A 20,338-nucleotide genomic window follows, 5' to 3' on the forward strand; every position below is an offset into this window, starting at 1 on the left:
AAGCCACCGTCATTGCGAGGAGCCCGTGACAAAATTGCGAAGCAATTTTGCACTGATGCGACGAAGCAATCCAGACTACCCCCGCGGAAAGACTCTGGATTGCTTCGCTTTGCTCGCAATGACGGCGTGTTAATAACTGATAACAGGACAACGCCCTAATGTCCGTGACCACACTCTCCTCTCCCGCCCTGGCGGTCCGCCAACCCGGCTGGATCGTGCGGCTTTTCGACTACAAGCCGTTCCTGATCGTAATGTGCCTTGCGCCCGCAATCGGCCTGTTGGCGGTGTTCCTGACCTATCCGCTCGGCCTCGGCGTCTGGCTCGCCTTCACCGACACAACAATTGGGCGGCGCGGCACCTACATCGGCCTGGAGAATTTCCAGTATCTGCTCACCGATCCCTTGTGGTGGAATGCCGTTTTCTACAGCGTGGTCTATACGGGCATTGCAACCTTCGGGAAATTTGCGCTCGGCTTCTGGCTGGCGCTGCTGCTCAACAACCATTTTCCGCTCAAGAGCCTGCTGCGCGCTATCGTGCTGTTGCCCTGGATCGTTCCGACCGTGCTCTCGGCGCTGGCGTTCTGGTGGATCTACGATCCGCAGTTCTCGATCATCTCCTATCTGCTGGTCGACGTGCTGCACTGGCGCAGTAGCAATATCGATTTCCTCGGCACGCCCTGGCCGGCCCGGTTCTCGCTGATCGCCGCCAACATCTGGCGCGGCATCCCCTTCGTCGCGATCTCGCTGCTCGCAGGGCTCCAGACCATATCGCCCTCGCTCTACGAGGCCGCGATGCTCGACGGCGCCAGCGCCTGGCAGCGCTTCCGCTACATCACCTTCCCGATGATGATGCCGATCCTCGCCATCGTCATGACCTTCTCGATCATCTTCACCTTCACCGACTTCCAGCTCGTCTACGCCATCACGCGCGGCGGCCCGGTGAACTCGACGCACCTGCTTGCGACGCTGGCGTTCCAGCGCGGCATCGCCGGCGGCGAGCTCGGCGAAGGCGCCGCGATCGCGGTCTCGATGATTCCGTTCCTCGTGTTCGCGACGTTGTTTTCCTACTTCGGCCTCGCGCGCCGCAAATGGCAGCAGGGAGAAGCCAATGACTGACGTCGCCGCCTCACCGGGCAACACCAACGTCGCCAGCGCCACGCCCGACACGATGGCGTGGGATTCCCGCGCGCGACGGGTGATGATGATCTATTTGCCGCTGTCCTGCTTCGTGCTGATCCTGTTGTTCCCGTTCTATTGGATGGCGATCACGTCGTTCAAGCCGAACGCCGAGCTTCTGAACTACAAGGAGCACAACCCGTTCTGGATCACCTCGCCGACGCTGGCACATATCAAGCACCTGCTGTTCAACACGGCCTATCCGACCTGGCTGAAGACCACGATGTTCGTGGCCGTCGGCTCGACCACGCTGTCGTTGTTCGCGAGCACGCTCGCGGCCTACGCGATCGAACGCCTGCGCTTCCGCGGCAGCCCCTATGTCGGGCTCGGCATCTACCTTGCTTATCTGGTGCCGCCGTCGATCCTGTTCATTCCGCTGGCGACCGTGATCGTGCAGTTCGGCCTGTTCGACTCGCCGATGGCCCTGATCCTGGTTTATCCGACCTTCCTGGTGCCGTTCTGCACCTGGCTGCTGATCGGCTATTTCAAGTCGATCCCCTATGAGCTCGAGGAATGCGCGCTGGTCGACGGCGCGACGCGGCTGCAGATCCTGCGGCGGATCACGCTGCCGCTCGCGGTGCCCGGCCTGATCTCGGCCGGCATCTTCTCTTTCACGCTGTCCTGGAACGAGTTCATCTACGCGCTCGCCTTCATCCAGAGCGGCGCCAACAAGACGGTGCCGGTTGCGATCCTGACCGAGCTCGTCACCGGCGACGTCTATCAATGGGGTGCGCTGATGGCGGGCTCGCTGCTGGGATCGCTGCCCGTCGCGCTGTTCTACTCGCTGTTTGTGGACTACTACGTGTCCTCGCTGACCGGCGCGGTCAAGGAATAGACTCTTTCTCTCGTCCCCTCTCCCCGTTCTTACGGGGAGAGGGCGGCGTGAGGGGCTCTATCGGCGCATACGGAGAGACGGACTCGCGGAGGCTCCCCTCACCCGACGCGCTCCGGACGATGCTTCGCATCGCTCGGCGCGCGTCGGCCTCTCCCCGCACGCGGGGAGAGGCGAAGCAATCAGCCCGCCGGCGTCATGACGATGCCCTTGTCCTTGGGCCAGCGGATGCGCCAGGCGAACTTGATCTCCTTGACCTCGCCGGGTTTGGCGTCGAACGCCCATTCCAGCACGCCGCGCTTGTCGCGCAGATTGGTCGATGTGGGCGGCGTGGTCGAGGACTGCATCTCGACCGCGATGTCCTCGTTCTCGCTGACCGGAAGCTGATCCTCGATCGCGATGCGGATCGGGAAATCGTGGCCGTTGCGCACGACGGTGCGGAACGAGCGCGCGTCGGTCTTGGATGACGAGATCACGCCGGTGGTACCTTCATTCTGCCGGATCACCGAGCGCTCGATCTTGATCTTGTCGTCGGCACCGAAGCCGAGCCGGATGGCATCGTTGCGCGCGGCGGCCGAGAATTTGCTGCGGCCGACGAAGGTACCGTCGCGGAAGATCGCGACCTTGCCCGGCAGGAGATTGGTGTCTTCGGCGAGCTTGAACGACGCTTCGAGATAGGCAGTCGGGTCCACGACCGGCGCGGCGCGGATGGCGATGTCAGGCGTGACAGTCATGGAAGAGATCAAGAGGCTCTTGGCGCCTTCATTGGCGCCCAGGCTAACGCGTCCGGATATCTGATACACGGCCTGGAAATCGCCGATCTCGGCATTGGCCTGCTGTTCGTCCGCGCGCTCGCGCTGCTCAGGCTCCGCCGCCTTGGCCATCGCCGGCGACTGCGCCTGCCGCGTCATCGGCGGCGGCGCCGCGGCGGGCATCGCCGAATCCGACATCGTGCCCAATGCCAGCGGCTTTGGGATTTGCGGATATCTGACGACCAGCGAGTTCAGCTCCGGCGCGCTGCCGCCGCGGTTGACGCGGACGGTGGAGACACCGAGGCTGACATTCGACCAATCCTCGCCGGTTGCCTGCGTGATCTCGGCGCGGCGCACCAGTTCAAGCTGCGGCTTGCGGTCCTTCGTTCCGGTGTCGAGACGCGCGTCGTAGAGCGGCAGCCAGCGCGCGTTGCGCACATTGTAGGTCACCCGCAACGTCGCCTTGGCGGCGGCGGCTGAGGCAACGTCGATCCGCACCTCCAGCTTGCTCGGCGGTTTTGCGGAACGCTCGGCCTCCAACTGGCCGATCTGGCGGTCGAGATCGCGCTGCTTGCGCGTGGCCTCGCGGATCGCGGTGTCGGCGGTCGCGATCTCCTCGGCGACCGCCGCAAAGGCCGCGCGCCATTCGGACATCGGCCGCGCCTCGCCCTTCTCGCCGATGCCGGCGGGCGAGGCCTCGGCAAAGCGCTCGGCGAATTTGCGCCGCGCATTGGCCGCATCGATCGTGCCTTGCAGGTTGCCGCGCTCGTCCTTCAGGGCCTCAATGCGCTTGTCGAGCTCGGGAAGATTGACCGGCGGTGCCGCGCGCGGCGGGCGGGCGTCGATCGAGCCGATGGTGAGCTTTGCCGTCGCATCGCCTTCGACCCGCAGCGACGAGGGATCGAGCGTCAGCGGAAAGTCCTTGGCGACCAAGGTTGAATCGCCGGACGGCAGGTCCAGCGTGATGATGCGGGTGATGCTCGCGCCATCGGGATAGACGGTGACGGCGTCGATGGCCGAACTGGCGTCCACGTCCGCGGCCCAGCACGGCGCAGCGACCGCCGCCGTAACCAGGACCAGGCTCGTCGTTGCCAGATATTTTGCAATCGTTCGCATAAAATTCCCTCCTGCCAGCCTCGCCGCGCCGCCAGCCGGGCGCGCGAGAAAATGCCTCGCCATCGGAATGAGACGCGGCAGGAAAGGAACTGGTTCGATTGAGGTTTCCGCGGGGCGCGCGGACGGCGATAGCGTGGCGGCGGCTCGCGTCATCCGGCCGCACGCGCCGGATGGCTGATTTTCAGCCCCGGTTCAGGTTTGCCCGTAGAGACGGCGGAGCAGGTCCGTCACGTTCTTGGCACTGGCCTTCTTGAGAATGCTGGCGCGGTATCCCTCGACCGTTCGCGCGCTCAGCCGCATCAGCCGGGCGATCTCCTTGTTGGTGAGGCCCGCCGCGAGATGCTCCAGCACCTCGGCCTCGCGCGCCGTCAACGGCTCGCAGCCAGCAAGCCACCGCTGCTGGCCGGCTTCCGGCTGGCCGAACTCGTCGATCGCGGCGTCGATGCGGTCGACGATCTCATGGCTTTGGAACGGCTTCTCGATGAAGTCGAACGCGCCGCTCTTGATGGCGTCGACCGCCATTGCAATGCTGCCATTGGCCGACGTCACCAGGATCGGTGCCATGCAGTTCTCCTCGCGGAGACGCCGCAGCGTATCGAAATGGCCGGGCTCCTGCATTTCCAGGAGCACGCAAGCGGGCATACGAACCTTGGCCTCGGACAGCAGCGACGCGCCGTCGGCAAAGCAGATCACGTCATAGGCCTTCCGCTGCAGTGCTGCGGAGAGTTCTTCGCGGGAGGAGGCGTCGGTATCAATGACAAATACCTCGCCCTTGGAAATCGTGTTTCCTGGCATCATATCCGGCTCAACAATGTTTTGGTCAAAAGCGTCCGAGACGGCCATCCGGGAATAAAACAACCCCGTCCCGGCGTACCGTCGTCAGCGCGGCATCAGTGCCAGCGCTTCGGTTTTGCTTATGTATGTTCCATCCGGTTCCGGGATTTGACGAATTGGGACATAAACTTTACAATTCGGGACATCTGCGGGAATGGCTGGTATGACCGATCTCATTCGCAGCGCAGCTCTGACCCATTATCCGGAAATTGCCCGGTCGGTCGGACTCGACCCCAACCAGATCATGCGCAAGGTTCGGCTTCCACTGGCCTGTTTCGAACGGCCGGAGGTCCGCATCGCAGTGACCGGCTTCCGGCGTCTGCTCGAAACGTCGGCAACATCTTCAGGTGCTCAAGATTTCGGCTTGCGAATGGCCGAGCACGGCGGCCTCACCAATCTCGGCCCCGTGGCGCTCGTGGTCCGCGAGCAGGCCACCATTGGCGGCGCGATCGAAGCACTGGCGCGCTACATCCACATCCATCACGAGGGCATGCGGCTCGACATCAGTCGCAGCGGACACAATATCGTCATCGCGCTCGCGCTGCGCGGCCGTCATCCCAGCGCATCCAACCAGTCCATCGATCTCGGGCTCGGAACCGTCCACCGCGTCATCCAATCGCTGATCGGCGACAAATGGCGGCCGCTCGAGGTGCACTTCCGCTATCCTCCGCCGCGCGATCAGAGCCGCCATCGTAAATTCTTCGGCTGTCCGCTCGCATTCAACGCCGAGATGGATGCGGTGGTGATTTCGGCCGAGGACATGAAGCGCAGGATTCCGAGCGCGCACCCGTTGATGGCGAGCTATCTGCGCAAGCGCGTCGAGGCCATCGACACGCGGCCGGGCGGCTGGGACGAAAAGGTGGACGAGGTCGTGCGCGCGCTGCTCGCCACCGGCAATTGCACGGTCGAGCGCGTCGCGGAGCATTTTGCGTGCAACCGCCGCACCATCCACCGTCACCTCGCCGACTGCGGCACCAGCTTCTCGGCCATCCTCGATACCCAACGCGCCGAGCTCGTCACCAAGCTGGTCGAGGATCCCGGCCGGTCGCTGTCGGCGATCGCCCAGCAACTCGGCTTCTCCGCGCAAAGCGCCATGGCCCGCTGGTTCCGCAGCCGCTTCGGCTGCTCGATCACCGACTGGCGCAAGGGCGTGCGACCGGCACGGCCGCGCGTGGATGGCAAAGCCGATGTCGGCGTGCAGGCCGCAAGGATCTAGGCCGCGCGCACCGTATCGAGGAAGCGGCCGACCTCGAGCTTGAGGCGGTTGCTGTCATCGGACAGCGAATGCGCGGCGGAGAGCACCTGCGAGGATGCCGAGCCTGTTTCGGTCGCGCCCTGGCGCACATTGGTGATGTTGGCGCTGACCTGCGTGGTGCCGGCGGCGGCGTTCTGGACGTTGCGCGAGATCTCGCCGGTGGCGGCGCCCTGCTCTTCCACGGCGGCGGCAATCGCCGAGGAGATCTCCGACAGCCGCTCGATCGTGCCGCTGATGGTCCTGATCGCGCCGACCGATTCATGCGTCGCCGACTGGATGCTCGAGATCTGCTGGCCGATGTCGCCGGTCGCCTTCGCCGTCTGCTCGGCCAGCGCCTTGACCTCGGAGGCGACCACGGCAAAGCCGCGGCCGGCCTCGCCCGCGCGCGCCGCCTCGATGGTGGCGTTGAGCGCCAAGAGATTGGTCTGGCCTGCGATGGTGTTGATCAGCTCGACCACGTCGCCGATCCGCGCCGCCGCCTTTGAGAGCTCGCCGACGCGGTCATTGGTTTGCCGCGCCTGATCGACGGCCTCGCTGGCGATGCGTGCCGATTCCTGCACCTGGCGGCTGATCTCGTTGACGGACGCGCTCAATTCCTCCGCGGCCGAGGCAACCGACTGCACGTTGGTCGCCGCTTCTTCCGACGCCGCCTCGACCATGGTGGCGAGCTCCTTCGAACGGCCGGCTGTGGACGTCAGCGACGTCGCGGACGCCTCGAGTTCTGTCGCCGCCGACGACACCGTATCCACGATCTGGCCGATCGCGCCCTCGAAATTATCAGCCATCCTGATCATGTCGGCGCGGCGACGCTCGGCGGCGAGCTGATCCTGCCTGATCTTCTCCTCGGCCTCGTCGCGCGCTTTCTGCTCGGCGTTGACCTTGAAGGTCTCGACCGCCTGCGCGATCTCGCCAATCTCGTCGGGACGCCCGAGGCCGGGCAGCACGATCGCAAAGTTGCCGTTGGCGAGCTCGATCATCGCCGCGCGCATCGCAGCGAGGGGCTTCGAGACGGAACGGCCGATGAAGAAGCCGAGGCCCAGCACGCCAAAAGCGATCAGGGCGATCGCGACCGCAATCCAGAACTGGATGCTGTCGCGCTCGACATTGTTGAGCCGGTCAGCCTCGGACCGGATGGCATCGACCGATTTCGAAACCTGCTCGATGACGGGTTCGACCGCCGAGAACGCCTCCGACATCGACTTGAGCGACGCCGCGAGCTTGAGCGCAGTCTCCATCCACGCGCCGAAGTCGCGCTGATAATCGGCGAGTTTCTGGCGCAGCTCGGCCTTGGCATCGTCACCGCCCGGCGCCGTATCGACACCAGCCTGGAATTCGGATGCACGCTTCTTCATGTCGTCGCCATATTTGGCGTCGCGCCGCAGCATGAAATCCTTCTCGTGACGACGCATCATCAGCATGGTCACCTTGAGCTGCGCGTCGCGGAGCTGGTCGACCTTGGTCTCGATGTCGTGGACGGAGGCGCGCAGGCGCCCTTCGAGGCCGGACTTTTCGTCGAGCCCGAGTTTCTGCCGCTGCTCGACGACCGCGGAAAAATGGCTCTGATAGTCTTTCAGCGAGGCGCTCATCGCGTCGATTTTCTGCACCAGCTCGGGCTTGCCGAGTGCCGCGACCTTGCTGCGCAGCTTCTCGATGTCGGCGGACGAGTCCCGCGCAATCTCGGCCTGGCGCTGCGCCTTGGCGGGATCGCTGCGCAGCAAGAAGTCCTTTTCGGCGCGACGCCCCTCGAGCAACGCGATTGCGATCCTGTTGTTCAGCTCGAAGATCGCGCGCGCATTGTCGGCCGCGTCGCGATAGACGGCCATCGCCCGCTCGCCATAGAGATGAATGCCGCCGATCATGACGACGCCGATGACGCCGATGACGCCGATTGCGGTGATCTTGTGCGTGAGACGAAGGGAGAGTGACCGCATCTGACGAAAGCCTCAGTTGTGGCTGATGCGGTCTATCAGGCGATATTGATTAAAAACTTCCGTTAATTTGCGGGCACGTACGATTACGTGTTTTATGACACAATGCACGTCAGAGTGCACATACGCCCAACAAAAAAGCACGGCGCTCGTCGCGCCGTGCTGCCTTACATACAAGCGTCGCGGGGACGCGAACGCGTTAGCTGTAGATCTCGAACAGTCCGGCGCCGCCCTGGCCGCCGCCGATGCACATCGTCACGACGCCCCACTTCGCCTTGCGGCGACGTCCCTCCTGCAGGATGTGGCCGGTGAGACGCGCGCCGGTCATGCCGAAGGGATGACCGATCGCGATCGAGCCGCCATTGACGTTGTACTTGGCGGGATCGATGCCGAGCTTGTCGCGAGAATAAAGGCACTGGCTGGCAAAGGCCTCGTTCAGCTCCCAAAGGTCGATGTCGTCGATCTTGAGGCCATGGCGCTTGAGCAGCTTCGGCACGGCGTAGATCGGCCCGATGCCCATCTCGTCAGGCTCGCAACCAGCGGCAGCCCAGGCGACGAAGCGGCCCATCGGATTGAGGCCGCGCTTCTCGGCGTCCTTGGCTTCCATCAGCACGACGGCCGCAGCACCGTCCGAGAGCTGGCTGGCGTTGCCGGCCGTGACGAACTTGCCCGGACCCTTCACCGGCTCGAGCTTGGCGAGACCCTCGAGCGTGGTCTCGGGGCGATTGCACTCGTCGCGGTCGACGACATAGTCGACGATCGATTCGGCCTTGGTCTGCTTGTCGACCACCTTCATCTTGGTCTTCATCGGGACGATTTCGTCCTTGAACCTGTTGGCCTGCTGGGCGGCCGCCATGCGGCGCTGCGACTCCAGCGAATACTCGTCCTGATATTCGCGGCTGACCTTGTAGCGTTCGGCGACGATGTCGGCGGTGTCGATCATCGCCATGAAGATGGCGGGCGCGGACTTGAGCAGCTCCGGGTCGATCGACTCCTTCGGCGTGCCGCCGCCCGGGATCGAGATGCTTTCGACGCCGCCGGCGACGATGCAGTCGGAGCCGTCGGAGCGGATCGAGTTCGCAGCCATCGCGATGGTCTGCAGGCCCGACGAGCAGAAACGGTTCACCGAGACGCCGCCGGTCGACTTCGGCAAGCCCGCGAGCAGCGCGGCCTGACGGCCGATATTCGGCGCGCCATGCGCGCAATTGCCGAGATAGCAATCCTCGACGTAGTCCGAGGCGACGCCGGCGCGATCGACCGCGTGCTTGATGGCATGCGCGGCCAGCGACATCGGCGGGGTGATGTTGAATCCGCCACGGCCGGACTTCGCCAGACCCGTGCGCGCGTAGGAAACGATGACGGCTTCACGCATTGCTTTCTCCCTTTTCGGACGACCTGAGTTGGCCGGTCTTGTACGGTCAGTCTTGGGACCATTGGTACACAAAGTTTGACGGCCGCGGCAAAGAAAAACGCCGCCTCCGGGAGGTGGAGGCGGCGCTTGTTCCGCAGATCGGAATATATGGTATGATGTTCGTCATTCCGCGGCGGCTCGAAGAGCCGAACCCGGAATGACTGCGTTACTCAGAACGTCAGCGCCTTGACCTGCTTGACCTGCGGCAGCGCCTGTACCTTGGCGAGCACGTCAGCCGGCACCGCGCCGTCGACCTCGACGAGTGCGATGGCGTCGCCGCCCTGTGAGACGCGGCCGAGATGGAAGGTCGCGATGTTGATCTTGGCATCGCCCAGGAGCCCAGCGAACTTGCCGATGAAGCCCGGCTTGTCCTCGTTGGTGACGTAGATCATCGTCTTGCCGAACTCGGCGTCGACGCGAATGCCTTTGATGTCGACCAGGCGCGGCTTGCCGTCGTGATAGACGGTGCCGGAGACCGAGCGCTCCTGGCGCTCCGTCGACACGGTCACCGTAATCAGGCTCTCATAGTCGCTCTGCGCGGCGCGGGTCACCTCGTCAACCACCATGCCGCGCTCCTTGGCGACGACAGGTGCGGACACCACGTTGACCTCGCCCAGCATCGGCCGCAGCAGGCCCGACAGCACCGCCGAGGTCAGCGCCTTGATCTTCATCGCGGCAACATGGCCCTCATAGGTGATGGTGACCTTGAGGATGCCGGTCTCGGTGAGCTGTCCGGCGAACGAGCCGAGCTTCTCGGCGAGCGCGATGAACGGCTTCAGCTTCGGCGCTTCTTCCGCCGTGATCGAGGGGAAGTTGATGGCATTGGAGATCGCACCGGTGAGCAGATAGTCCGACATCTGCTCGGCGACCTGCAGCGCCACGTTCTCCTGCGCTTCCGTCGTGGAGGCGCCGAGATGCGGGGTGCAGATCACGTTGGGATGACCGAACAGCACGTTCGAGTTCGCCGGCTCCTCGACGAACACGTCGAAGGCGGCGCCCGCGATGTGCTTGGAGTTCAGCGCATCGACCACTGCCTGCTCGTCGACCAGGCCGCCGCGGGCGCAGTTGATCAGGCGGACGCCCTTCTTCATCTTGGCGATCGCTGATGCGTCGACGATGTTCTTGGTCTTCTCGGTCAGCGGGGTGTGCAGCGTGATGAAATCGGCGCGGCGCAGCAGGTCGTCGAGTTCGACCTTCTCGACGCCGATGTCCTTGGCGCGCTCGGGCGACAGGAAGGGATCGTAGGCGATCACCTTCATGCGCAGGCCGAGGCCACGATCGGCGACGATCGAGCCGATATTGCCGCAGCCGACGACCCCGAGCACCTTGCCGGTGATCTCGACACCCATGAAGCGGTTCTTCTCCCACTTGCCGGCCTGCGTCGAGGCGTCGGCCTGCGGGATCTCGCGGGCGAGTGCCAGCATCAGGGTGATGGCATGCTCGGCGGTCGTGATCGAATTGCCGAACGGCGTGTTCATCACGATGATGCCCTTGGCGGTCGCCGCCGGGATCTCGACATTGTCGACGCCGATGCCGGCGCGGCCGATCACCTTCAGGTTGGTCGCCTTCTCGATGATCTTAGCGGTCGCCTTGGTCGCGGAGCGGATCGCGAGGCCGTCATAATTGCCGATGATCTCGGCGAGCTTGTCCTTGTCCTTGCCGAGGTTCGGCTGGAAGTCGACCTCGACGCCGCGATCCTTGAAGATCTGCACGGCAGCAGGAGAGAGCGCGTCGGAAATGAGAACTTTGGGTTTGGTCATGGATGTAATCCGTGGTGCGAGCTGCATTTACGGAGCGTCACCCGCGGGCTTGACCCGCGGGTCCATCTCTCTTGATTTGATGGATGGCCGGGTCGAGCCCGGCCATGACGAGAATGAGTTGGAACGCGTTACGCCGCCTTGGCGAGCTGCGCCTTGGTCTCGGCAAAGGCCCAGTCGATCCACTGCGTCAGGATCTCGACGTCCTTTGCTTCCACGGTGGCGCCGCACCAGATGCGCAGGCCTGCGGGCGCGTCGCGATAGTAGGCGAAGTCATAGCCCGCGCCTTCCTTCTCGATCAGCGCGACCAGCTTCTTGGAGAACTCCGCCTGCGCGTCGTCCGAGAGCGAGGTGATCGCCGGATCGGTGAACTTGAGGCACACCGAGGTGTTGGAGCGGATCGCAGCGTCCTTCGCCAAAAAGTCGATCCAGGGCGTCTTCGCCTTCCAATCGGCGAGCACCTTGGTGTTGGCGTCGGCACGCGCGATCAGCGCCTTGAGACCGCCGATCGACTTGGCCCAGTTCAGCGCATCGAGATAGTCCTCGACGCAGAGCATCGACGGCGTGTTGATGGTTTCGCCGACGAAGATGCCTTCGTTGATCTTGCCGCCCTTGGTCATGCGAAAGATCTTCGGCAGCGGCCAGGCCGGCTTGTAGGTCTCGAGGCGCTCAACGGCGCGGGGCGAGAGGATCAACATGCCGTGCGCGGCTTCGCCGCCCAGTGCCTTCTGCCAGGAGAAGGTCACGACATCGAGCTTGGCCCAGTCGAGCGGCTGCGCGAACGCCGCCGAGGTGGCGTCGCAAATGGTCAGGCCCTCGCGGGTCGCACTGATCCAGTCCGCGTTCGGCACGCGCACGCCAGAGGTGGTGCCATTCCAGGTGAAGACGATGTCGCTCTTGGGATCGACCTTCGACAGGTCGGGGATCTCACCATAAGCCGCGTTGAGCTTGGTGACGTCCTTGAGCTTCAATTCCTTGACGATGTCGCTGACCCAGCCCTCGCCAAAGGATTCCCAGGCGAGCGTGGTGACGGGGCGTGCGCCGAGCAACGACCACAGCGCCATTTCGACCGCGCCGGTATCGGAGGCCGGCACGATGCCGATGCGATAATCGCCGGGCACCTCGAGCACTTCGCGCGTCAGATCGATCGCGAGCTTGAGCTTGGTCTTGCCGACCTTCGCGCGATGCGAACGGCCGAGCGCTGCGTCTTTGAGATTTTGGGCGTTCCAGCCGGGGCGCTTGGCGCAGGGGCCGGAGGAGAAATGCGGCACGGTCGGCCGCGAAGCGGGCTTCGCTACAGTCATCGTCTACCCTTCCAGATAGTAAGCCTCCCGTTGGGGGGAGGTGTCCCGCCGCGGCTGATACGGGAATCGGGTAGAGCAGTCAAGGAACTTTGGGCGTCTCACGCTGGAGTGATGGCTCCGCGGGCGTTTCCGCAGACCCCTCGGCCGCAGCCTTGGCGTTGAGTAAGCCCAAGGCCTCACTGATCAATTGCGCCGCCCTGCGGCGGCTCGCGACCTTCAAAATGCACTGATGATCGGCCTGCACGACATAGTCGTTGCCGACCTTGATCAAGGAATAGCTGGTCATCGAAATCCCCCAAACTGCCCGCGCCGGATGGGAGACTCAACGATACACCAATCGTTCCACGGCGAACATGAACGCGCGCCCGGTAGTTTATCAGCTCTTAATGAACACCAACGCGCGAGCGAAATGTGCAGGCGTTGCAAGGGGTGCGACGGCTTGCGTCAAAAGCGGACAGTCATGCCGACATGGCTCGCGGTGAATCCGAGCCGCGTGTAGAAGCGCTGCGCGTCGACGCGGCTCTGATGCGTCAACAGCTCGACGAGCTTGCAGCCGCGCGCACGCGCCTCTTCGACCGCCCATTGCACCAATAGCTCGCCAATGCCGCGGCTGCGGCAATCGGAAGCGACGCGGACGTCCTCGATCAGGCCGCGCGAGGCGCCTTGCGAGCTCAAACCCGGCAAGATGCAGAGCTGAAGACAGCCGACCACCCTGCCCTCGCCGGTCTCGGCAACAACGAGGCGGAAGGTCGGATCGCCATCGACCTTCTCGAATGCGTCGAAATAGGACCCCGGCAGCGGATCGGTGAGACGTTCGCGCGCGCTGCCGAGATGATCGTCGGCGAGCATGGCAACGATCGCAGGCACGTCGTCGCGGCGGGTGCGTCGGATGGTGATGGAGTTTCCGGCCATGATTTGATCCAGAGCTCAGCGCACCGGGGCCAGGCCGAAGCTCTTCTCGGTCTCGCCGATCCAGCGTCGGATCGCAGCGTAGCGCGAAAGATCGAAGCCGCCCTCATGGGCAAGCCGGGTATAGGCCAGCAGCGAGACGTCGGCGAGCGAGACGGCGTCGCCGGCGAAGTAGTTGTTGTCTGCGAGATGCTGCTCCATCCGGTCGAGCGCGGAATAGCCGCGCTTCACCTTCTCCGGATCGAGCTCGGATGCGCTCTTGCCGAGATAGACCATCTGGAAGCGACACACGGCAATATAGGGCTCGTGGCTGTACTGCTCCCAGAACAGCCATTCGTCCATCTTGGCCGCGGCAAAGGCATCGCGCGGGATCAGCGCGCTGTCGCGCGCGAGATAGCGGATGATGGCGTTGGACTGCGCCAGCGTGCGGCCGTCGTCGAAGGCGACCGTCGGCACCTGGCCGGCGCCATTCATCCTGAGGAATTCGGCTGTGCGCGTCTCGCCCTTGCGGGTGTCGATCTCGATCCACTGATAGGGCAATGCGAGCCTGTCACAGACCCACTTCACCTTCAGGCAGTTGCCGGAATTCGAATCGCCGTAGATTTTCACAGCCGTCGCTCCAATACAGGAACGACAGAGCATCAGGGCCAAACGGCCCTGTCAACCGGCGCCATGCCGGTGCGTCAGAACTTGTAGCCGACGCCCGCGCGCACGGTATTGATGTTCGACTCGATGTTCGAGGTCACGCGCTGGAATTCGTATTCGGCACGGACGAACAGACCACCCATGAGCATGACGTCGACACCGAGGCCGGCGGAATATCCATAGACCAGCTTGGATTGGCTCGAGGACGTCGTGGCAGGCAGCACCGGTGCCGGAAACGCCGAGACGAAGCGATCGACCGTCTGATATCCGACCCCGCCGCCGAAGAACGCATAAGGGAGGAAGCATCCCCAGGCATAGCCGGCGCGCGCGCGCAGCGATCCGAAATCGGAGATGCCGACGGTCGCGGACGAAGCGGTGGTGGCGATCGCGGCGTTTGCGATGTTGTAGGTTATTCCTGTCGAGGCCGAGGTCGGCTTGAAGCCGAAGTGAATGTAGTTCGCCTCGATGCCGAGGACGACGTCGTCCCACTGCGCATTGTATCCGGCAAAGCCGCCAAAGCCGGTGTGGTTGCTTTTCGCAAGCGGCAGTCCCTGCCAGGTGTAGGCGGGGCCCGGCGTTACGAAGGTCGACTGGAGGTCGCTGTTGATCGACGGCGAGATCTTCGATGCGATGTTGCCGTAATCGGCTTGGCCGCCGACATAGTAGCCCTGCCAGTTTGTTCTGGAGGTGGACAGGCCGTCGGTGAATCCGCCGCGCAGGATGGGAAGATCGGGCATATCGGCCGCTTGCGCGGCGGACACCGACCCCAACATGGCAGCCACCAACATCAACCGACGCATCGCAACGCTCCATCGAACACGAACTTTTCGCCGGTGATCATGGACCGTTAACCTTAATCAATGGTTGCGCCGGAGCGTTTTCGAGCAATGAGCCTTGAAAAATACGCAAAGCAAAACGGCGCGGGATGAACCCGCGCCGTTAAGAGACTTTAACAGATGGAACGACCGATCAGCCCTTGGTGACCAGCGGCGGCGGCATGTAGGCCGGCGGGCTGTTGAGATCCCAGCGCACGCCGAGCTTCAGGTCGTGCGAGGTGAGGTCCCGGATCTTGATCGAGGTCGGGCCGGAGGCGCTGTTGTCGAACAGGCGGAAGTTGCCGGGCGCAGCGTCGCCGAGGTTCATGTAGCTGTAGGCCAGTTCGACGGTGAACCCGGGATTGACCTTGTAGGCGAGACCGGCGTGAGCGGCCCAGGCGAAGTTCCACTTCCCGTTGTCGGCGAAGTAGGCGACGCTGTTGTTCAACAACGGGCTGTAGGACACGCCGTCGTCGCGGAAGCCGCTGATCTTGTTGTAGGAGCCGCCGACACCGGCACCGATGAACGGGGTGATGCACCACCAGGTGCCGAGATCGACATAGGCGTTCGCCATGACGACCCATTCGGACTTGCTGCCGGTGTAATTGTTGACCCCGACGAAGCCGGGCCCAACGACGTTGTCCGAACCATGCAGGTTGGCCTTGCCGCGCCACTGCCCGATCACGTCGGCGCGGAACCAGTTGTTGAAGCGATAGCCGACACCGAGGTCGAACAGCGGGGACGAGTCGAAGCCGAGCCCCTCCGTCGTCTTCGTAAACCCAGGCGCGACGACGCCCTCGATGCTCTTGGCGCGCTGGTTGGTCATGCCGACGTCACCGCGCAGGTACCAGCCGCCGAAGTCGGCGGGCGGCGCCGGGGGCGCGTACATCGGAGGGGGAGCCGCGATCGGCATATCGGCGGCAAACGCCATCGACGAGATCAGGGTTGCCGCACCCGCGGCAAGGAGAGACTTCACGCTACGCATTGGCTTCGTCCTTTTGGCCGGTGAGGCAATACGGACGCCCCACGTTCTTGAAACTCACGGGCGGACGATGCCAGCAAATGCTTAAGCGCCACTTAACCCTAATTTTTAAGGTTGATTTTTTCTGACTACTCGCGCGGATGCGGCGAGAGCGTTGCAAAAATGCGGCGCCTCGCGCCCCAATTGCTAACAAACCGTGAAGGTGCAGCGCCAGGAAACAGGAAGTGTTAACGCGCGGGCCGCGGCAGTTTTGGCAGGAACACGGCAAGCAGCCCGATCGCAGGAAGATACGAGCAGACCTGATAGACGAACTCGATCGAGGTGTGGTCGGCGAGCTTGCCGAGCACGGCAGCACCCAATCCACCGATGCCGAATGCGACGCCGAAGAACACGCCCGAGATCATGCCGAAGCGATGCGGCACCAGTTCCTGCGCGAACACGATGATCGACGACGTCGTGGATGAGATGATGAGACCGATGAAGACGGAGAGCACCGCGCTTCCGACCAGCCCGACATAAGGCAGCGCCAGCGTAAACGGCAGCGCGCCGAGGATCGAGATCCAGATCACGATCTTGCGGCCGAAGCGATCGCCCAGCGGACCGCCGAGAAACGCGCCGACCGCATTCGCCGCCAGGAAGACGAAGAGATACATCTGCGCCGCCTGCGTCGACACTCCGAAGCGATCGATCAGGTAGAAGATGTAGTAGCTGGAGAGACTCGAGACGTAGAGCTGTTTCGAGAACAACAGCGCGACCAGCACGAGCAGCGCAATCGCGACGCGGCGCGAGCTTGGCCCGTCCGGATGGGCGTGAAGCGGTGCGACTTTCTTGGCGGTGATCTGCGGCGCATACCAGCGGCCGATGCGCCAGAGGATGAGGATCGCGAGGAACGCGATCGACGAGAACCAGGCAATGCTGCCCTGCCCGAACGGCACGACGATCAGCGCTGCGAGCACCGGCCCCATCGAGGTGCCAAAGCTGCCGCCGAGCTGAAACACCGATTGCGCAAAGCCGTAGCGCCCGCCGGACGCCAGCCGCGCGATGCGCGCGGACTCCGGATGAAATACCGCCGAGCCGAGCCCGACGAGGGCGGCCGCAACGAGAATGACGAGGTATTGCTGCGCGACGGCCAGCAACAGCAGGCCGAAGAAGGTCGAGGCCATGCCGATCGCCAGCGAATAGGGCTGCGCCTTCTTGTCGGTGTAGTGCCCGACCACCGGCTGCAGCAGCGAGGCCGTGAACTGGAAGGCCAGCGTGATCATGCCGATCTGCGCGAAGTCGAGCGCATAGGTGTCCTTCAGGATCGGATAGACCGAGGCGATCAACGACTGCATGGTGTCGTTGAGGAAATGCGAGACGCTGATGCCGGCGAGCACGATATAGGCCGGCCCCGCGCCGGGCTTGGCATTGGGCTTGGCATTGGACTTGGCATTGGACTTGGCAGCCACAGTCGCCACGTCGCTCACGACGACGGGCTCGGTCAGCGTTTCCTCGGCGACGACGACAGGCTTGTTCAAGGGAGCATCCCGGAGAGGCGCGGCGAACCGCCGCACCGCTTACCTACGATGACGGTGGCCGTGCGACCACCGCCAATCGTCGATAGCTGGATTGCGCTTAAGCCGCCGCCTGGCCCAGCGCCGAGACGATGGTGTCGACGACGTCCTCGACCAGACTGCGGTCTTCGCCCTCGCCCATCACGCGGATCACCGGCTCGGTGCCGGAGGAGCGGATCAGCAGGCGGCCGTGGCCGTTGAGGCGCTTCTCGCCGTCCGAGATCGCCGACTTGACGTCGGTATCGTCGAGCGGCTTGCCGCCCTTGTGGCGGACGTTCTTGAGGATCTGCGGCAGCGGATCGAAGCGATGGCAGACCTCGGAGACCGGGCGACGCAGCTTCTGCACCACGGCCAGCACCTGCAGCGCGGCGACAAAGCCGTCGCCTGTCGTGGCGTAGTCGGACAGGATGATGTGGCCGGACTGCTCGCCGCCGAGATTGTAGCCGCCGCTCAGCATCTGCTCGAGCACGTAGCGGTCGCCGACCGGCGTGCGCACGAGATCGAGCCCCTGCCCTTTCAGGAAGCGCTCGAGGCCGAGATTGGACATCACGGTGGCGACGATACCGGGACGCGACAGACGTCCGTCTTCCTTCCAGCTCTGCGCGATGACGGCCAGCAGCTGGTCGCCGTCGACGATGTGGCCGCGCTCGTCGACCAGGATGACGCGATCGGCGTCACCGTCGAGCGCAATGCCGATATCGGCGCGCATCTCGCGCACCTTCTTCGACAGCGCCTCCGGCGAGGTCGAGCCGCATTCCTTGTTGATGTTGAAACCGTCGGGCTCGACGCCGATCGGGATCACGTCGGCGCCCAATTCCCACAGCGCTTCCGGCACCACCTTGTAGGCCGCGCCGTTGGCGCAATCGACCACGACGCGCAAACCGTCCAGCGACAGGTCGCGCGGCAGCGTGCGCTTGGCAAATTCGATGTAGCGGTCGTGCACGCCGTCGATACGGCGGGCGCGGCCCAGGCTCGCGCTTTGTGCCAGCCGCTTGTCAATGGGCTCGTCGAGCAGTTGCTCGATCTGCTTCTCGACGTCGTCGGAGAGCTTGAAGCCCTGCGGGCCGAACAGCTTGATGCCGTTGTCCTCGAACAGATTGTGCGAGGCCGAGATCATCACGCCGAGATCGGCGCGCATCGATTTTGTCAGCATCGCAACCGCCGGCGTCGGCATCGGGCCGACCAGCAGCACGTCCATGCCGACGGAGGTGAAGCCCGCCACCATCGCGTATTCGATCATGTAGCCGGACAGGCGCGTGTCCTTGCCGATCACCACCCGGTGGCGATGATCGCCGCGCTGAAACGCAAGACCGGCCGCCTGTCCCACCTTGAGCGCGAGCTCAGGCGTGATCAGTCCGTTGGCGCGGCCTCGAATCCCGTCCGTACCGAAATATTTGCGGCTCATGTGATCCCCCACGCGGCAACCAGGAATCCCCAATACAACCACGGGATGCCCGAGCGGGCACCGCCATCCCTGATTTGCTGGGGTCTTATAATGCCTGCGCGGCTAACTTGGCTTCAAAAAATATGATGAATCATTACGGAACCGGGCTCGGGGCCAAGCCGGTAACCTGTTGTTAACGCTGATTTTCCTGATTATCGCACCGGTGGCGGCGGAACCCTCGACCTAACGGGTGCGCTTGATGTGGTGGTCGGCCCGGCTCGGCGGCGGCTGGGTGACGTTGACGGGATCGGAGGCCGGGAAGGTCTCTTCCAGCCCCTCCTCGAGGGCTTCGTCCAATCGCTGCTTCTCGACGCTGTCGTCAGATTTCGGCGGAGTGTGCGGTCTGGTCATCACGACCTCCTCGCAAACGATTTGGCTGCGCATCCAACCATGCTAGATGACCATGAAATCTCCTGATGCAAGGACGGGCCGGGGAAACGTTCATGAAGCACATCACCTGCATTGAAGACCTGCGCGAGCTGCACAAGCGGCGCGTGCCGAAGGCGTTCTTCGACTATTGCGACCGCGGCTCCTATGCCGAGGAGACGCTGCGCGCCAACCGCGAGGATCTTCAGCACATCAAGTTTCGCCAGCGCATCCTGGTCGACGTCTCCAAGCGCGATACGTCGACGACGATCCTCGGCGAGCCCTCGACCATGCCGCTGATCCTGGCGCCGGTCGGCCTATTGGGCATGCAGCATGGCGACGGCGAGATCCACGCCTGCCGCGCCGCGCAGGCCGCCGGCATTCCGTTCACGCAGTCGACGATGTCGATCTGCTCGATCGAGGACATCGCCGCCAATGTCGAGAAGCCGTTCTGGTTCCAGCTCTACGTGATGAAGGACCGCGGCTTCATCAAGGAGTTGATCCAGCGCGCTGCGGCCGCCAAGTGCAGCGCGCTGGTGCTGACGGTGGACCTGCAGGTGATCGGACAGCGCCACGCCGACATCAAGAACGGCATGACAATCCCGCCCGAATGGACGCTGTCGAAATTCATCGACTTCGCGACCAAGCCCGCCTGGGTCTCCGGCGTGCTGCGCGGCAAGCGCCGCACCTTCGGCAACATCGCCGGCCACGTGAAGAACACCGAGGACCTCAACCGGCTCGCGGAATGGACGGCGTCGCAGTTCGACACCTCGCTGAACTGGAAGGACGTCGACTGGATCCGCAGCATCTGGCCGGGCAAGCTCGTCATCAAGGGCATTCTGGACGTCGAGGATGCCGAGGAAGCGGCCAAGACCGGCGCGCAGGCGCTGGTCGTCTCCAACCATGGCGGCCGCCAGCTCGACGGCGCACCGTCCTCGATCGAGGTGCTGCCCGAGATCGCCGACGCAGTCGGCTCCAAGATGGAGATCATGTTCGACGGCGGCATCCGCTCCGGCCAGGACGTGGCCCGCGCACTCGCGCTCGGCGCAAAGTCCTGCATGATCGGCCGCGCTTATGCCTATGGTCTGGGTGCCGGCGGCCAGGCCGGCGTCGCCAAGGCGATCGACATCATCCAGAAAGAGCTGCTCACCACCATGGGCCTGTGCGGCGTCAACAAGGTGGACGAGATCGACGATCACATCATTGCGGTGTAATCCGCCGTAGGGTGGGTTAGCTCTGCGGTTGCGCGAAGCGCAATCC

18 protein-coding genes are annotated in these 20,338 nt (G+C 63.9%); 4 read left to right on the forward strand and 14 right to left on the reverse strand.

Annotated elements, in window-relative coordinates; all coding sequences use genetic code 11:
• Window positions 1–158: 158 nt before the first annotated feature.
• Together C2U70_RS26685 and C2U70_RS26690 are read left to right on the forward strand one after the other, a co-directional pair.
• Window positions 159–1,115, forward strand: a complete 957-nt coding sequence (locus C2U70_RS26685) for a carbohydrate ABC transporter permease (RefSeq protein WP_140981607.1) — start codon at window positions 159–161, stop codon at window positions 1,113–1,115.
• Window positions 1,116–1,167: 52 nt separating this feature from the next.
• A complete protein-coding gene (locus tag C2U70_RS26690; RefSeq protein WP_408918131.1) occupies window positions 1,168–2,010 on the forward strand; it encodes a carbohydrate ABC transporter permease in 843 nt (280 codons plus the stop codon).
• A gap of 179 nt (window positions 2,011–2,189) precedes the next feature.
• On the opposite strand, the gene C2U70_RS26695 is transcribed toward C2U70_RS26690, so the two are convergent.
• The gene (locus C2U70_RS26695) at window positions 2,190–3,875 is read right to left on the reverse strand and encodes a mucoidy inhibitor MuiA family protein (protein ID WP_140981609.1); all 1,686 of its coding nucleotides are present in this window, start codon (window positions 3,873–3,875) and stop codon (window positions 2,190–2,192) included.
• A 192-nt stretch (window positions 3,876–4,067) separates the two neighbouring features.
• The gene (locus C2U70_RS26700) at window positions 4,068–4,670 is read right to left on the reverse strand and encodes a response regulator transcription factor (RefSeq protein WP_140981635.1); all 603 of its coding nucleotides are present in this window, start codon (window positions 4,668–4,670) and stop codon (window positions 4,068–4,070) included.
• A 202-nt stretch (window positions 4,671–4,872) separates the two neighbouring features.
• Between C2U70_RS26700 and C2U70_RS26705 the strand changes: the two genes are divergently transcribed.
• The gene (locus C2U70_RS26705; RefSeq protein WP_140981610.1) at window positions 4,873–5,925 is read left to right on the forward strand and encodes an AraC family transcriptional regulator; all 1,053 of its coding nucleotides are present in this window, start codon (window positions 4,873–4,875) and stop codon (window positions 5,923–5,925) included.
• On the opposite strand, the gene C2U70_RS26710 is transcribed toward C2U70_RS26705, so the two are convergent.
• From C2U70_RS26710 to C2U70_RS33190, 12 genes are all read right to left on the reverse strand, one after another.
• Entirely contained in the window at window positions 5,922–7,895 is a 1,974-nt protein-coding gene (locus tag C2U70_RS26710; protein ID WP_140981611.1) for a methyl-accepting chemotaxis protein, read from the reverse strand. The genes C2U70_RS26705 and C2U70_RS26710 overlap by 4 nt on opposite strands.
• A 196-nt stretch (window positions 7,896–8,091) precedes the next feature.
• Complete coding sequence (locus tag C2U70_RS26715; protein ID WP_140981612.1) at window positions 8,092–9,264, reverse strand: thiolase family protein; 1,173 nt, start codon at window positions 9,262–9,264, stop codon at window positions 8,092–8,094.
• A gap of 209 nt (window positions 9,265–9,473) precedes the next feature.
• Window positions 9,474–11,063 carry a phosphoglycerate dehydrogenase gene (serA, locus tag C2U70_RS26720; RefSeq protein ID WP_140981613.1) on the reverse strand — a complete coding sequence of 530 codons (1,590 nt, stop codon included), beginning with the start codon at window positions 11,061–11,063 and terminating at the stop codon, window positions 9,474–9,476.
• Between the two features lie 128 nt (window positions 11,064–11,191).
• On the reverse strand, window positions 11,192–12,364 hold the full coding sequence (locus tag C2U70_RS26725) for a phosphoserine transaminase (RefSeq protein WP_140981614.1): 1,173 nt from the start codon (window positions 12,362–12,364) through the stop codon (window positions 11,192–11,194).
• 79 nt (window positions 12,365–12,443) lie between these two features.
• Complete coding sequence (locus C2U70_RS26730; protein WP_140981615.1) at window positions 12,444–12,650, reverse strand: hypothetical protein; 207 nt, start codon at window positions 12,648–12,650, stop codon at window positions 12,444–12,446.
• 158 nt (window positions 12,651–12,808) lie between these two features.
• Window positions 12,809–13,276 carry a GNAT family N-acetyltransferase gene (locus C2U70_RS26735; protein WP_140981616.1) on the reverse strand — a complete coding sequence of 156 codons (468 nt, stop codon included), beginning with the start codon at window positions 13,274–13,276 and terminating at the stop codon, window positions 12,809–12,811.
• Between the two features lie 15 nt (window positions 13,277–13,291).
• On the reverse strand, window positions 13,292–13,882 hold the full coding sequence (locus C2U70_RS26740) for a glutathione S-transferase family protein (protein ID WP_140981617.1): 591 nt from the start codon (window positions 13,880–13,882) through the stop codon (window positions 13,292–13,294).
• Window positions 13,883–13,956: 74 nt separating this feature from the next.
• Window positions 13,957–14,718 (reverse strand): outer membrane protein, encoded by a 762-nt coding sequence (locus C2U70_RS26745; RefSeq protein ID WP_140981618.1) that lies wholly within the window; start codon window positions 14,716–14,718, stop codon window positions 13,957–13,959.
• A gap of 169 nt (window positions 14,719–14,887) precedes the next feature.
• On the reverse strand, window positions 14,888–15,718 hold the full coding sequence (locus C2U70_RS26750; protein ID WP_140981619.1) for an outer membrane protein: 831 nt from the start codon (window positions 15,716–15,718) through the stop codon (window positions 14,888–14,890).
• Between the two features lie 224 nt (window positions 15,719–15,942).
• Complete coding sequence (locus tag C2U70_RS26755) at window positions 15,943–17,232, reverse strand: MFS transporter (protein WP_186294489.1); 1,290 nt, start codon at window positions 17,230–17,232, stop codon at window positions 15,943–15,945.
• Between the two features lie 97 nt (window positions 17,233–17,329).
• Window positions 17,330–18,673 carry a phosphoglucosamine mutase gene (gene glmM / locus C2U70_RS26760; protein WP_140981621.1) on the reverse strand — a complete coding sequence of 448 codons (1,344 nt, stop codon included), beginning with the start codon at window positions 18,671–18,673 and terminating at the stop codon, window positions 17,330–17,332.
• 222 nt (window positions 18,674–18,895) lie between these two features.
• The gene (locus tag C2U70_RS33190) at window positions 18,896–19,063 is read right to left on the reverse strand and encodes a hypothetical protein (protein ID WP_186294490.1); all 168 of its coding nucleotides are present in this window, start codon (window positions 19,061–19,063) and stop codon (window positions 18,896–18,898) included.
• A 92-nt stretch (window positions 19,064–19,155) separates the two neighbouring features.
• On the opposite strand from C2U70_RS33190, the gene C2U70_RS26765 reads away from it, so the two are divergent.
• Complete coding sequence (locus tag C2U70_RS26765; protein ID WP_140981622.1) at window positions 19,156–20,292, forward strand: alpha-hydroxy acid oxidase; 1,137 nt, start codon at window positions 19,156–19,158, stop codon at window positions 20,290–20,292.
• The last annotated feature ends 46 nt before the right edge of the window (window positions 20,293–20,338 follow it).

Origin of the sequence: Bradyrhizobium guangdongense, assembly GCF_006483445.1 — a bacterium.
Lineage (GTDB): Bacteria > Pseudomonadota > Alphaproteobacteria > Rhizobiales > Xanthobacteraceae > Bradyrhizobium > Bradyrhizobium guangdongense_A.